The following is a 14,190-nucleotide window of genomic DNA, read 5'->3' as shown; positions in this document are numbered from 1 at the left end:
GGCTGCTCATCAGGAAATAGCGTCGAACGACAACGAGCTTTTGATCAACGCCCAATGCGCCGCTTCGGCATCCCCAAGCTTGTCCGCCTTCACATAACTCAAGGCGAGCATCTTGCGTGTACCGGGTATCACCAACGCCAACTGGTACTGGAACACCTTGTCATTGCCCTTGTTGAACTGGCTGCGCAGCTCGATACCTTCCACCTCTTGAGCCGCGCCCAAACGTACGTCGACGCCAGGTTGGTAGCGCAAGTCCTGCACCTGCTTTTCCAGGCGCTGGAGCTGGTCGTTGAAGTTGCTGTGCAGGGTTTCGCCGTCGGCCAGCAAGCTGCGGCTGATGATCAAGGACGTGCCCAGTTCCGGGAACTTGAGGATATTGATCGTCGCGTCCTGCAGCTCGGCGGCGGGCAGTTGAAGCTGGAATTCGTTGATTCGGTACGTCATGGCAAACAGGTCTCGTCAGGAACTTTTAGGCGCGGGGAACGCGGCTTTGATATTGGCGTCGATGGCGCCTTTCTGCCCTTGGCCATCGGGCGTGGCGCCGGGGCCGCCGCCGTTGTTCAAGTGCAGCACGCCGCCGGTATTGAACTCGGCATCGCCGCTGGCATAAAAGCTGATCTGCACGCCGGTGAGGTTGATCTGCCCGCTGGCGTTGAGCTCCAGGATGCTTTCACCGCAGACCAGGCGCAGGTTTTCACCCACTTCGATCACGTAGCTCTGGCTGATGCTGTCGGTCTTGCGCTGGCCCACCGAGAGGATGTCTTCCTGTTTGACGATGCGCAGGCGATTGTTGCCGATGGTCACCGTCTCGTTATGTCCAATGCTTTTATTGCGGTCATGCCCCACCGAATGGCTCTCATCCACCTCCACCACGATGTCCTGATTACGCTCGGCATGGATATACAACTGCTCCAACCCCTTCTTGTCCTCCATGCGGATTTCATTGAAGTTGGCCGGCGTGCCGCCCTTGCTCGAACGGCTTTTCATGCCGCTTTGGGTGGCGTTCTCCGGCAGGTCGTAAGGTACCGTCTGCTCAGCGTTGTACACCCGGCCGGTGATGATCGGCCGGTCGGGATCGCCCTCTAGGAAGCTGACAATCACTTCCTGGCCGATGCGGGGGATCTGCATCGAGCCCCAGTTCTTGCCGGCCCAGGATTGCGACACGCGGATCCAGCATGAGCTGTTTTCGTTGGACTGGTCGTGGCGGTCCCAATAGAAATGCACCTTCACCCGGCCATACTGGTCGGTCCAGATTTCCTCGCCTTTGGGGCCCACCACCAGTGCGGTTTGCGGGCCTTTGACCACGGGCCGATGGGTGGCGGGCAGGGTGCGGTAGCTCTGTTGCGCAGGGATGCAGGTCAGGCTGCTTTCAAACTGCGCCGAGCCCGAACCGCCACCGCTTTCCAGGCTTTCCTGGACGATGTAGTAACGGCAGCCGACGATCAGGTATTCGCGGTTTTGGTCCTGGCGGCTGAAGCCGGTGAGGCTGAACAGGTGGCCGGAGCCGAGGCCACGGGCATTGCCCGCGAACTCGATCTGTTCGTGCAGGGTTTGCAGGGCTTCGATGCGGGTGCGCGCGTAGTGTTCGCCGTCTTCGCTTTGCACGTAGGTGCCGGGGTAGTCGTACAGCGGGTAGTCGCCGGCGGTGTGCGGACGCGGCATCGCCGAGCGCACGTCGATGCTGGCGCTGGGGCGCTGGAAGTCGTAGTCGTTGAGCTCAAGCGAACCGGGTTGCACCTCCTGCGCCAGGTGCCAGTTGTGCATGTGGTCGCGTTCGCGCTGCTGCTCGTCCTTGGGGTAATACGGGATCGACGCATAGCCGGGCACGGTGGTGTGGGCGCCATAGGCGTCGGCCAGCACCAGCACGTGGCGGTTCTGTTCATGGCGGAAGAAGTAGTAGATGCCTTCCTGTTCCATCAGGCGGCTGACGAAATCGAAGCTGGTCTCGCGGTACTGCACGCAGTATTCCCACTCGCGATACGGCCGGCTCAGGGCGTCTTCGAAGTCGGAAAAGCCCAGGTCGCGGAACACCTGCTTGATGATCTGCGGGATGCTCAGGTTCTGGAAAATCCGGCAGTCCGACGTGCGGCTCAACAGCCACAGCCACGGGCGCAGCGTCACCTGGTAACTGGCGAACTGGCCCTGATCGATGTTCTGGCTGCAACGCGCGACGATGCCGTGGAAGTGCCGCTCGCCACCGTCCGCCAGTTGCAGGCCGACGCTCATCGGCTTGCCCAGCAACTGGTTGAGGTCGATGTTGGCGTCCAGCGACGTCAGTTGCAGCTCATAGTTGAACAGCCGCCCCAGTTCTTCGCCGCCGCCCATTTCATTGAGCAGCAGCACATCCGGCCCGAGGGGGCTGGTGATCTTGGCCAGGCGTGAGGCTTGGTTGAATAGCATCGGTAGTCCCGTAAATACCTTAATAACTGAAGGAACCGAATCCAAATGTGGGAGCGGGCTGGCTCGCGAATGCGGTGTATCAGTTGATGCATCCGGTGACTGGCACACCGCTTTCGCGAGCAAGCCCGCTCCCACAGTTTTGATTGCATTCCGTCAGGTCAATCGGCGTCGCTGAAGTCGTAGTGCAGTTCATTGTCCCGACTGCTGATGCGCACCCCCGCCAGCGCCTTGCCTTCGAGCATGCGCGTGAGGAATTCACGGCTCATGTCCGGCAGCAGGCTGTTGGTGAGGATCGTGTCGATCATGCGCCCGCCGCTTTCGGTTTCGGTGCAGCGCGAGACGATCAGGTCGACCACCGCGTCGTCGTAGTCGAAGGCAACCTTGTGGGTGTTTTCCACGCGCTTCTTGATGCGGTTCAGTTGCAGGCGGGTGATCGCCTTGAGCATCTCGTCGCTCAGCGGGTAGTACGGAATGGTCACCAGGCGGCCCAGCAAGGCCGGCGGGAAAATCTCAAGCAGCGGCTGGCGCAGGGCCTTGGCGATTTCCTCCGGCTCGGGGATGTTCGCCGGGTCTTTGCAGACCTGGGAAATCAGTTCGGTACCGGCGTTGGTGGTCAGCAGGATCAGGGTGTTCTTGAAGTCGATCACCCGGCCTTCGCCGTCTTCCATCACGCCCTTGTCGAATACCTGGAAGAAAATCTCGTGCACGTCCGGGTGGGCTTTTTCCACCTCGTCCAGCAGCACCACACTGTAGGGTTTGCGCCGCACCGCTTCGGTCAGTACGCCGCCTTCGCCGTAGCCGATATAGCCCGGTGGCGCGCCCTTGAGGGTCGACACCGTGTGGGCTTCCTGGAACTCGCTCATGTTGATGGTGATCACGTTCTGCTCACCGCCATACATGGCTTCGGCCAGGGCCAGGGCGGTTTCGGTCTTGCCCACGCCCGAGGTACCGGCGAGCATGAACACGCCAATCGGCTTGCTCGGGTTGTCGAGACCGGCGCGGGAGGTCTGGATGCGTTTGGCGATCATCTGCAAGGCGTGGTCCTGGCCGATGATGCGTTTTTTCAGGTGCTGGTCGAGGTTGAGCACGGTCTCCAGTTCGTTGCGCGCCATGCGGCCCACCGGGATACCGGTCCAGTCGGCGACCACCGAGGCCACGGCCTGGTAATCCACGGTCGGCAGGATCAACGGGGTTTCGCCTTGCAGCGCAGTGAGGCGCTGCTGCAGGTCGACCAATTGCGCGCGCAACTCGTCGTTGCCGCTGTCCACCACGCCGGCTTTCTCACGCAGGGTCGCACGGGTGGCGAGCAACTCGTCAACCAGCGCTTTCTCTTCAGCCCAGCGGCTTTCCAGCGTGGCCAGGCGCTCGCGCTCCGCCGTCAGCAAGGCTTCGCTGTTGCTCTGGCGTGCACCGATGGCGATGCCGATGGCATGCTCGCGGGCGATGATCTGCAGCTCGGTTTCCAGGGCTTCGATGCGGCGGCGGCTGTCGTCCACTTCCGCCGGCACCGCGTGCAGGCTGATGGCGACGCGGGCGCAGGCGGTGTCCAGCAGGCTCACGGATTTGTCCGGCAATTGGCGCGCCGGGATATAGCGGTGGGACAGCTTCACCGACGCTTCCAGGGCTTCATCGAGGATCTGCACCTGGTGGTGTTTTTCCATGGTCGAGGCCACGCCGCGCATCATCAGCAGCGCTTTGTCTTCCGACGGCTCGGCGACCTGCACCACCTGGAAGCGGCGGGTCAGGGCCGGGTCTTTTTCGATGTGCTTCTTGTACTCGGCCCAGGTGGTGGCTGCCACGGTACGCAGGGTGCCGCGCGCCAACGCCGGTTTGAGCAGGTTGGCCGCATCGCCGGTGCCGGCGGCACCACCGGCGCCCACCAGGGTGTGGGCTTCGTCGATAAACAGGATGATCGGCTTGGGCGAGGCCTGCACGTCTTCGATGACCTGGCGCAGGCGCTGTTCGAACTCGCCTTTCATGCTCGCGCCGGCTTGCAGCAGGCCCACGTCAAGGCTGCGCAGCTCCACGTCCTTGAGCGCGGGCGGTACGTCACCCGCCACGATGCGCAGGGCGAAGCCTTCGACTACAGCGGTCTTGCCCACCCCGGCTTCACCGGTGAGGATCGGGTTGTTCTGGCGCCGACGCATGAGGATGTCCACCAGCTGGCGGATCTCCTCGTCACGGCCGACGATCGGGTCGAGCTTGCCGCTGCGCGCCTGTTCGGTCAGGTCGACGGTGAAACGCTTGAGCGCTTCCTGCTTGCCCATCGCACTTGGCGCCATCGCACCGCTGGCTTCGCCCGGCACGGCGCCGGCATTGAAGCCGTCGCTGGCACCCAAGGCATTCTCGGGCGAGTCACCGACGTACTCGTCAAAACGTTCGCTCAGGGCTTCGGCCTTGATCTTGTCGAACTCCGACGACAAGCCCAGCAACGCATGGCGCAGGCTCGGCGTCTTGAGGATGCCCAGCACCAGGTAGCCGGTGCGTACCTGGCTTTCGCCGAACATCAGGCTGCCGTACACCCAGCCGCGCTCCACGGCCTCTTCCACGTGGGACGACAGGTCGGTGATCGAGGTCGAGCCGCGCGGCAGGCGGTCCAGGGCTTCGGTGAGGTCACGGGCCAGGCGCGCCGGCTCCACATTGAATTGGCGGATGATGCGGTGCAGGTCCGAGTCCTGCAGTTGCAGCAACTGGTGGAACCAGTGGGCCAGTTCCACATACGGGTTGCCCCGCAGTTTGCAGAACACGGTGGCGGCTTCGATGGCCTTGTAGGCCACGCTGTTGAGTTTGCCGAACAGTGCGGCGCGACTGATTTCACCCATGCTCTGGATTCCTTGAGGTGGTGGCCTGATCGGCGTAATGCCGGGCCAGGATTAGGTCGTTGGCGTCATGCTCAGGGTTACCGAGCCAGGTATTGAAGCCCAGGCGGAACTGGCCGTTGAGTTGCAGTGCCGGTACTTCGGGTTGTTGCAGAACCAGGTTCAGGTCCCAGTCCAATTCATGGCCCAGGTACTCGGCCACCCACGCCACCAGTTCGTTGAACGGCTGGCTGCCGGGCAGCATGCTCATGTAGTCGTCGAGCTTGAGCGGGCCCAGGCGGATGCGGAATTTATGCTGGCGGTCCCATACATGGCTGCCCAGGCAGAAGTCCACGCCCAATCGGTGGGCGCTGACCCCCACGCGGCTGCGTTCGGGCAGTTCCAGCCATTGGCCGACGTACTCTTCGATTTCCACCGGCAGGCCGAAATACTCGCTGAGAATGGCTTTCAAACCGTCCGGGTAGCGGGTTTGCGCCGACAGGTGGCCGCTGTAGTGCAGCTTCGCGGTATCGGGGATCAGCCCCTGGTTAAGCAGGCTTGGCATGCCCCGGCCACTCAAGGCGGCGAGGCGCGCGGACCAGTAGTCGTCGTCCGGGCGGTCGTGGCTGACGGTCGGTCGCGCCTCGGCCCAGGCGCGGTAAAACAGGCTGAGCAGACGGTGATGGAACACGTCCAGGAACTGCTTGCTGGTGCTGTCGGCATGGTTGCGCTGGCGCTCGCGCACGTACTCGGTGATGTGCAGCGGCAGCGGGCCGTTGGGGCCGCCAAGGCCGAAGAAGAACTGCTCCAGCCGTGCCGGCTTGCCATCGCCGCCGGGGTCGACCGAGGCCAGGGTAGCCGGCGCAAACGTGCAGTCAGCCTGTTGTCCCAGGCGCAAGGGGTCGTCCGTCAGGCGCAGGGAGTGGCCCAGGCGCGGCAGGTCTGGCGATTCGCACTCGATACGCCGCAACGCCTGGAAGAAGTCATATTCCCAGGGCGCCTGGTGCATCGCATCCAGGGTACTCACAGGGTCGGACGACGTCCGGGCTTGGCTTTCCATCGCATGATCTCGCCGCGTTCGGTGGTACGGATCACCGTCTCGGTAAAACTGTTGATCGACACATAGCGTGCCAGGAAGCGTTCCAGCACCGCACCGAGCAGGAACACGCCGGTGCCGCGAAACGCGTTTTCATCGAATTCCAACGTGATCTCAAGGCCACGGCCAAATACGATCGGGCCGGGCATCGGCAGGCGGCGGGTCACGGCTTTGCTGCTGACCTCGCGCAGGCCTTCGATCTGCAATTGCAGGGCCGCGTCGTTGCTGTCGCCGTACAGGCGCAGCAGTTCGCGCAGGGCGCCGGCGCCCTGACCCTGTTCGCTTAAGGACAGGTAGTTGAGCGACAACTGGCTGATCAGGCGCCAGGCCTTGGCGTCATGCGCATGGCTGGCGCGTGGGCGGCTCGGGCCGGCGACGCAACGTACAGCGAGTACCGGCGCGCTGTCGGCCAGGGTGAAGTCGGTCTTGCCGTTGCCCACGCTCATGAACAGCGGCAGGTCACGGTTGGTGCACAGCGCCGTCACACCCAGTTGGCGCAGGTCGTGGCCGTACGGCGCCTGGCGGCTGTCCACCAGGCTGACGAAGGTTTCGCTGCCCACATAGGTGGAGCGCGGGCCGTTGCGGCGCTGGTCGCTGGACAGCACGCGAGGCTCGCGGCGCACGGTGTAATACGCCTGGTCGCGGCCATAGCGCGATGGGTCGCGCACGGCATAAAACGGCAAGAACGGCTGCTCCGGCCCGGTGCCATGGCCGGTGATGCCGCTCAGCGAGTGAATCTCGAAGTCCATCGGCCGTGTGCGGTCGGCGATCACATGGTGTTCATTGACCCGGTCGGACAGGTGGATACGGTCCACGCGTTTGGGGAACAGGTTGATCGCCGGCGTGCAGAACGGCAGGAACTGCGCCGCGCCGACGCTGCCTTCCAGGCTTGGCTCGTGACGGTCGAACAGCACGATCAGCTCCAGTTCCTGGCCGTCGCAACGCTTGACCGCGCGGCCCAGCTCGGCGAACTCGACGAACAGGAAGCGGTGGGGCAGGGCGAAGTATTCCTGCAGCAGCCGATAGCCCTGGAAGGCCCGCGCCACCACGGGCATGGCTGCGTCGACATCGTCAAACCCACGCGAACGCAGCGCGTCTTGCGGCAGGCGCTCGACCCAGTCACCCCCGGGCTTGCGGGCGAACACCGCGCAGGCGTTGCCCAGCAGTTGTTCGTAGAGGCGGAACGGTTGTTCGTCGGCGCCGCTGAGGTACAGCGGCAAGGTGTCCAGCTCGAGGCTGTTGAACGGCAGTTCGGCGCCGGTGCGCAAGGTCAGGCGCAAACCCGCCTTGGCTTTCGGCTCGCTGGCGGCCAGGCGCCCGAGCACGGCGGCCGGGTTGCCGAAGTATTCGGCGTTGCTGACCTGCAACGGCCACAGCATCACCGGGTGGGCGGTGCGGTACTCGCAGCAGGTCTGGGTTTCGCGGCCCAGCGCAGCACGCAATACGCTGTCGCGGGGCAGGGGGAAACCGCTGGCCAGAGAGCCCTCGTCGGGGTCGGCCTGCATCTGCACCACGGTCATCGATGGCGTTGGCGCCAAGTAATGCGGGTAGGCGATTTCCAGCAGGTTGTGGGTGAAGGTCGGGTACTCGGCGTCGAGCTTGAGCTGCACGCGGGCGGTGAGGTAGGCAAAACCTTCGAGCAAACGTTCGACGTACGGGTCGGCGCAGTCCATACCGGACAGGGTCAGCCGACTGGCGATCTTCGGGTATTCCTTGGCGAACTCGGCGGCGCTTTCGCGCACGTGGTGCAGTTCCTGGTTGTACAGCTCCAGCAGGCGCGGGTTCATGGGCGTCTCCGCTGGTCGGCATTGACCACGCGCACGTGGCCGGACTCCAGGTCCAGGTCGGTTTGCAGCAGCAGGCGCAACGGCACCGGCTGGGCCCACAAGTCGCCTTCGATCTCGAAACTCAGGGCGTTGTGGTTCATTTCGTCATGGCCGACACGGGCTTTGACGCGCAGGGTGTGGCGCAGGATCCGCGGTTCAAAGGTGGCGATGGCCTGGTAGATCAGGGCTTCGAGGGCCTTGATGTCGACGCTGGAAACGCTGTTGCCCGCCAATGCCGGCAGGCCGTAATTGACCACCGAGGTGCCTGCCTGTGTGTGCAGCGTGGCATCGGCATCGAGCAACGAGGTGGTATTGAGCAGCCACGCCAGGTCACGCAGTACCGAGGCTTTCAACTGGGTCAGGGACAGCACGCGTTTGTCGGCGCTTTCCTTGGGGTTGGTCGGGTCGTCGTCGGTCAACCGATCGAGCAAGGACGGTTGCAGACGGTCGCGGGAAGCGATTTCAGTTACCACCAAAGCAGCTCCACGGACGGGTTGCGAGAGAGACAAAGTGCAAGGCGCCGTGGCATGAAGCCACGGCCACCAGGGCTATCAGCGCTTGGTGTTGGAACGGATGTTCCAGCCAAACTTGATCGGGCCGCCGTCTTTGGTGCCGTCGGCTTTCTGCGGCTGGTAGTCGACCATCACTTGAGCGAAGTTCAGGGTCACGTTCTCGGTCAGGCGATCATCGGTACCCGAACCGCCGGTGCTCAGGGACGTCACCAGGACTTCTTCCAGGTTGATCACCATGTACTCGACCTGGCTTTCGCCACCGGCCTTGCGCACGGTCAGCTTGACCTTGTCGATGTGCTTGCCGCTGGCGCAGTGCATCATCAGGTTCGGCGACGCCTTGTCGACGTACTTGGTCAGCGACAGGTCCTGGATATTCACCTTGCCCGCGCCGCCGCCACCGCCCACGTGCATGTTGCCGGACTGGGCCATGCCCCAGCTCCAGTTCAGCACGTCGATTTCGTCCTTGTGGGCCTTGTCCATGGACTCGCCCTTGATGTCGCCGATCTTGATGAAAATATCAACAGCCATGTTTTCTCCCTGTGTGGCTCTTGCCACTGTATTTGTTAACGCCGCCGACCCCTGTAGGAGCGAGCTTGCTCGCGAAGGTCGTCAACGGTGACGCGGGCATCCTGGATGAACGCGGCGTCTTCAAGTTTTTCGCGAGCAAGCTCGCTCCTACAGGGAGCGAGCCGGTCCCGTTTTTAAGCACTCTTAGCCGACGGCAGCTTCGATACCAGGCGCAACGACACGGTCAGCCCTTCGAGCTGGTAGTGCGGGCGCAGGTAGAACTTGGAGTTGTAGTAACCCGGGTTGCCTTCGACGTCTTCCACGATCACCTCGGCGGCGGCCAGCGGGTGCTGGGCCTTGGTGGTTTCGGTGGAGTGCGCAGGGTCGCCGTCGACGTAGTTGAGGATCCAGTCCTGCAACCAGCGCTGCATCTCGTCCTTCTCTTTGAAGGAACCGATCTTGTCGCGCACGATGCACTTCAAGTAGTGAGCGAAACGGCAGGTGGCGAACAGGTACGGCAGGCGCGCGGCCAGGTTGGCATTGGCGGTGGCGTCCGGGTCGTCGTATTCGGCCGGTTTCTGCAACGACTGGGCGCCGATGAACGCGGCGAAGTCGGTGTTTTTCTTGTGCAGCAGCGGCATGAAACCGTTCTTCGCCAGTTCCGCTTCACGACGGTCGCTGATGGCAATTTCGGTCGGGCACTTCATGTCCACGCCACCGTCATCGGTCGGGAACGTGTGCGCCGGCAGGTTTTCCACTTCACCGCCGGACTCCACGCCACGGATGCGCGAACACCAGCCATAGTGCTTGAACGAACGGTTGATGTTCACCGCCATCGCGTAGGCGGCGTTGGCCCAGGTGTACTTGGAGCTGTCGGCGCCGTCGGTGTTTTCTTCGAAGGCGAAGGCTTCCACCGGGTCGGTCTTGGCGCCATACGGCAGGCGCGCCAGGAAGCGCGGCATGGTCAGGCCGATATAGCGCGAGTCTTCCGACTCACGCAGCGAACGCCAGCCGGCGTATTCCGGGGTGGTGAAGATCTTGGTCAGGTCGCGCGGGTTCGACAGTTCCTGCCACGAGCCCATGCCCATCACAGTCGGCGAGGCCGCCGCGATGAACGGCGAGTGCATGGCGGCGCAGACTTTCGACAGCTCGCCCAGCAGCTCGACGTCCGGTGGCGACTGGTCGAAGTAGTAGTCGCCAACCAGGCAACCGTAAGGCTCGCCGCCGAACTGGCCGTATTCTTCTTCGTACATCTTCTTGAAGATCGGGCTCTGGTCCCAGGCGGTGCCCTTGAATTTCTTCAGGGTTTTGTGCAGCTCGGGCTTTGCGATGTTGAGCACGCGGATCTTCAGCTGCTCATCGCTCTCGGTGTTGTTGACCAGGTAATGCAGGCCACGCCAGGCGCTTTCCAACTGCTGGAAATCGGGGTGGTGGATGATCTGGTTGACCTGGGCGGTGAGCTTGGCGTCGATGGCGGCGATGATCGATTCGATCGACTTGATTGCATCGTTGGACACCAGGTCAGTCTGGGCCAGGGCCTGTTCGGCCAAGGTGCGCACGGCGGTTTCCACGGCTTCGCGGGCACGCTCGGTCTTGGGCTTGAACTCTTGCATCAACAGCGAAGCGAACTCGCTGGTCTCTTCGGTAGCGCCCAGGTTCGGCGCGCCTTCGCGAACGGTATTGTCGGTCATGATTACTGGTCTCCCGCAGGCTTAGGCGCGCTGGCAAGTGCCTGAAGCAGTGCCGGGTCCTTGATCGCCTTCATGATGATTTCTTCGGCGCCGGTCTTGCCGTCCATGTAGGTCAGCAGGTTGGCCAACTGGGTACGGGCTTCGAGCAACTGGTTCAGCGAGTCGACCTTGCGGGCCACGGCGGCCGGGCTGAAGTCGTCCATGCTTTCGAAGGTGATGTCCAGGCTCAGGTTGCCTTCGCCTGTCAGTTCGTTGGGTACGTGGAACGCCACGCGCGGCTGCATGGCCTTGAGGCGCGAGTCGAAGTTGTCGACGTCCACTTCAAGGAACTTGCGGTCGGCCACTGGCGCCAGAGGCTCGGCAGGCTTGCCGGCGAGGTCGGCCATCACACCCATCACGAAGGGCAGCTGGACCTTTTTCTCGGCGCCGTAAAGCTCGACGTCGTACTCGATCTGCACTCGAGGCGCGCGGTTGCGCGCGATGAATTTCTGAGAACTTTGCTTCGCCACGTTGCTGCTCCTGGTCGCTTGAGCGACGGTGTTGTTACTGCAAAGCCTGGCGACTTACTCGCCGTCCGGGCCACGCAGGTTTTCAAATTGGGACATGCCATCGGGGATCAGATTGCGCACGATCGCCGCAAAATCGGCATGCACCAGATTTTTCGCTCGGTTCAACAGCACCGGCAACGGGCTCGAAGGCTCGTGGCGGGTGTAGTACGCAAGGATCTTGTCGAGGCTGCGCAGCACGTCATCGCGGCTGGCGATATCGCCGGCCGGACGCGGTGCCACGGGGGCAGCGGCGTAGTCGACCGAGGGGGCACTGTCGTCACTGACAGCCTCGGGTGCGCTGCTGGCTTGGGTGTCTGGAACCGCTTGATTGAGCACTTGCAGCGCCTGCTTGAGCGGTTGCTTCAACAGGCTGAGGTCCACGCCCTGGGCGGAACCGACCTGGTCGCTGACCTGCTGCTCGATGGCTTCGCAGGCGGCACGCGCAGCGCTCAGAGCGTCGCGCGTGGCTTGCAGGTGTTCGGGGTCACTGTCGAGGAATGCGGCGTTGAGTTGCTGGGCGCCGAGTTGCTCATCGGGGAAACTCATCAGGCCGCTGGCGTTGAGCGCGGCGCGCAGGCTTACGGGGCCGAAGGTCCGCGAACGCGTGAGGATGCTCTCGCGCAGCAGGCGAATGGTCGCGTCGCTGGTCAGGCCGGAGAGGGCATTGATGCGCACGGTGGGGTCGTTATCGTCGTCGGCATCCAGGCGCGGATGCAGCTCGGCCCAGTATTCGCGCAGCAACGCGTTGATCAACGTGAGGACTTGCGCCAGACCGGCCACGCCCTGGAGGGCAAGGGCGCTTTGCAGCAGGAAATGGGTGATGCGCAGGTCTTTGCTGCGCTGCAGCAAGTCGAGGCTTTGCTGCTGGATGCTGCGCCAGTCCGGCGGTTCGGCGGGCAGGATGGCGTCGCCCATGCTGCGCTCGGGTTGGCCCTTGGCATCACGCTCCAGTTGGAGAAATTGCGCGTCATATTCCATGTCTTCGCCACAGGGCGAAGTCGCGGAAACGGCGGTGAGCAGCAACGGCACATCCACTGAAATTGATCTCCCTATCAGCCCGTTAGATGACGGGCAATGCATGCATTAGTTGCGCGAGGAACTTTGCATGTTTTCTTGGTCATATAAGCACATTGCTATTAATGTGCCATCATTGGTATTCAAGAAGTTGTGCATTTTTGGTGTAGTACTTATGCATTGTCAAGGTAAGCTATTCGACCTCTGTGACAGATGTGCGGTGCTTAACAACCTGCGCGACTGGTGGGTCGAACGGCACACCTGGAGAGGATTTTTGTCATGGAGCCCAGTTAAGATCAGCGATCATGCTGGCATCAGCGGGTCGTGAAGGGTCGATTGCGCGACTGATGGGGATCTCCCTGGAAATACAGCTCAGGGAATCGACCGCGCGCGAAGTATCAGCAAGGAGGCAAGATGTCGCTGTGTTTGACTATCACTAGTTATCACAAGATTACCCCAGGGCAGTGCGCCGAAAAGTCCATGGACCAAGGCTCGATGGCGATCGGCCGCAGTTCGGATAATGACTGGGTATTGCCTGATCCAGAGCGCTTGGTCTCTTCACAACATTGCGTTATTCAATACAAAGATGGCCGTTATTATTTAACTGATAACAGTACAAACGGTGTGGAATTGGTTAACGCCGGTATTCGTATGCGTCGAGGCAATAGCGAACCGCTGCGCGATGGCGAACTGATCCGCATCGGTGACTACGAGATCCAGGCGCGTATCGATTTCAATGTGCGAGCTGTCGATAGCCAGCCGTTCGCCGTTGAGTCCCCGAACAGCTTCGAAGCGCTGATGGGCGCGGTCGTGAGCCCGCCGACGCCCACCCCGGTGATTGCCCCGCAGTTTCAGGGCGCCTCCTCGATGGACACCCTGCCGGACCTGTTCGACTTCCTCAGCCCCACCGCCGTGCCGCCGCCCACCGTGCCGGATCACGTGCCTTCCCAGCAACACGACTTCCGTCCGCCGACGCCCGTGGCCGTGCCGGTGGCCGACGCGCCCGTCGCCTCGGGCTCGGTCATTCCCGAAGACTGGGACTTGTTGGGCGATACGCCAGCACCGGTGGTCAGCGTTCCGCCGTCACCGTCACCTGTACCTGTACCTGTACCTGTACCTGTACCGCCACCGATCATCTCGTCGCCCCCCGTGGTCGAGCCTGTACTCCCCGTGGTCGACAGCCAACAGCCCGACCTCCTGCAAGCCTTCCTGCGCGGTGCCGGCCTGGATCAGTTGCGTCTGGACAAGGCCGACGCCTGCGCCCAGATGGAGAGCATCGGCCGCAGCTACCGGCTGATGGTCGAAGGCCTGATCGACGTGTTGCGTGCCCGCGCCAGCCTCAAGGGCGAGTTCCGCATGCAGCAGACGATGATCCAGCCGGCCGAAAACAATCCGTTGAAATTCGCACCGAATGCCGACGAAGCGTTACTGCTGCTGCTTCGTCACGGCAACCAAGCGTTTATGGCGCCGGATGCGGCCGTGCGCGACAGTTTCGATGACCTGCGCGCCCATCAGTTGGCGGTGATGGCCGGCGTGGAGGCGGCGATCAAGCACCTGCTCGCACGCTTCGAGCCGGCGCAATTGGAAGAGCGCATGGGCAAGCCCGGCGGGCTGTCGAGCATTTTCAACGGCTCGCGCCAGGCCCAGTACTGGCAGCAGTTCACCGAGCTCTACAGCAATATTTCACGTGAGGCCCAGGACGATTTCCAGGACCTGTTCGGCCGCGAATTCAGCCGAGCCTACGAAGAGCACAGCGCACGACAGCGTCGCTGATTGCACCGCGACAAAGGATCAACGG

11 protein-coding genes are annotated in these 14,190 nt (G+C 62.7%); 1 reads left to right on the top strand and 10 read right to left on the bottom strand.

Going from position 1 to position 14,190, the window contains the following annotated elements; translation table 11 throughout:
- Positions 1–9: 9 nt before the first annotated feature.
- The 10 genes from AB4O05_RS04205 to tssA form a co-directional block, all read right to left on the bottom strand.
- The gene (locus tag AB4O05_RS04205; RefSeq protein ID WP_460132791.1) at positions 10–444 is read right to left on the bottom strand and encodes a DcrB-related protein; all 435 of its coding nucleotides are present in this window, start codon (positions 442–444) and stop codon (positions 10–12) included.
- Positions 445–459: 15 nt separating this feature from the next.
- On the bottom strand, positions 460–2,400 hold the full coding sequence (locus AB4O05_RS04200) for a type VI secretion system Vgr family protein (protein WP_460132792.1): 1,941 nt from the start codon (positions 2,398–2,400) through the stop codon (positions 460–462).
- Positions 2,401–2,558: 158 nt separating this feature from the next.
- Entirely contained in the window at positions 2,559–5,222 is a 2,664-nt protein-coding gene (gene tssH, locus AB4O05_RS04195; RefSeq protein WP_460132794.1) for a type VI secretion system ATPase TssH, read from the bottom strand.
- Positions 5,215–6,258 carry a type VI secretion system baseplate subunit TssG gene (gene tssG, locus AB4O05_RS04190; protein ID WP_460132796.1) on the bottom strand — a complete coding sequence of 348 codons (1,044 nt, stop codon included), beginning with the start codon at positions 6,256–6,258 and terminating at the stop codon, positions 5,215–5,217. Before tssG ends, tssH begins: the two co-directional genes overlap by 8 nt.
- Positions 6,222–8,081: a type VI secretion system baseplate subunit TssF gene (tssF, locus tag AB4O05_RS04185; RefSeq protein WP_460132797.1), complete on the bottom strand. Its 1,860-nt coding sequence runs from the start codon at positions 8,079–8,081 to the stop codon at positions 6,222–6,224. Before tssF ends, tssG begins: the two co-directional genes overlap by 37 nt.
- Complete coding sequence (gene tssE, locus AB4O05_RS04180; protein ID WP_460132799.1) at positions 8,078–8,593, bottom strand: type VI secretion system baseplate subunit TssE; 516 nt, start codon at positions 8,591–8,593, stop codon at positions 8,078–8,080. The genes tssF and tssE overlap by 4 nt, the downstream gene beginning before the upstream one ends.
- A gap of 78 nt (positions 8,594–8,671) precedes the next feature.
- Positions 8,672–9,160 (bottom strand): Hcp family type VI secretion system effector, encoded by a 489-nt coding sequence (locus tag AB4O05_RS04175; RefSeq protein ID WP_034116443.1) that lies wholly within the window; start codon positions 9,158–9,160, stop codon positions 8,672–8,674.
- 173 nt (positions 9,161–9,333) lie between these two features.
- A complete protein-coding gene (tssC, locus tag AB4O05_RS04170; protein ID WP_460132800.1) occupies positions 9,334–10,830 on the bottom strand; it encodes a type VI secretion system contractile sheath large subunit in 1,497 nt (498 codons plus the stop codon).
- A gap of 2 nt (positions 10,831–10,832) precedes the next feature.
- Entirely contained in the window at positions 10,833–11,339 is a 507-nt protein-coding gene (gene tssB, locus AB4O05_RS04165) for a type VI secretion system contractile sheath small subunit (RefSeq protein ID WP_010207547.1), read from the bottom strand.
- Positions 11,340–11,393: 54 nt separating this feature from the next.
- The gene (gene tssA, locus AB4O05_RS04160) at positions 11,394–12,413 is read right to left on the bottom strand and encodes a type VI secretion system protein TssA (RefSeq protein WP_460132802.1); all 1,020 of its coding nucleotides are present in this window, start codon (positions 12,411–12,413) and stop codon (positions 11,394–11,396) included.
- Between the two features lie 393 nt (positions 12,414–12,806).
- Here tssA and tagH point away from each other — a divergent pair, with 393 nt between their 5' ends.
- Positions 12,807–14,165: a type VI secretion system-associated FHA domain protein TagH gene (tagH, locus tag AB4O05_RS04155; RefSeq protein WP_460132804.1), complete on the top strand. Its 1,359-nt coding sequence runs from the start codon at positions 12,807–12,809 to the stop codon at positions 14,163–14,165.
- Positions 14,166–14,190 lie beyond the last annotated feature (25 nt).

This window comes from Pseudomonas sp. S1_G07 (assembly GCF_054668565.1).
Note: the sequence above shows the minus strand (reverse complement) of the source record. Positions and strands in the feature narration are given on the sequence as shown.

Coding starts and splice junctions, on each gene's coding strand:
- AB4O05_RS04205 (WP_460132791.1), bottom strand. CDS start 444: ATGACGTACCGAATCAACGAATTCCAGCTTCAACTGCCCGCCGCCGAG.
- AB4O05_RS04200 (WP_460132792.1), bottom strand. CDS start 2,400: ATGCTATTCAACCAAGCCTCACGCCTGGCCAAGATCACCAGCCCCCTC.
- tssH (WP_460132794.1), bottom strand. CDS start 5,222: ATGGGTGAAATCAGTCGCGCCGCACTGTTCGGCAAACTCAACAGCGTG.
- tssG (WP_460132796.1), bottom strand. CDS start 6,258: ATGGAAAGCCAAGCCCGGACGTCGTCCGACCCTGTGAGTACCCTGGAT.
- tssF (WP_460132797.1), bottom strand. CDS start 8,081: ATGAACCCGCGCCTGCTGGAGCTGTACAACCAGGAACTGCACCACGTG.
- AB4O05_RS04175 (WP_034116443.1), bottom strand. CDS start 9,160: ATGGCTGTTGATATTTTCATCAAGATCGGCGACATCAAGGGCGAGTCC.
- tssC (WP_460132800.1), bottom strand. CDS start 10,830: ATGACCGACAATACCGTTCGCGAAGGCGCGCCGAACCTGGGCGCTACC.
- tagH (WP_460132804.1), top strand. CDS start 12,807: ATGTCGCTGTGTTTGACTATCACTAGTTATCACAAGATTACCCCAGGG.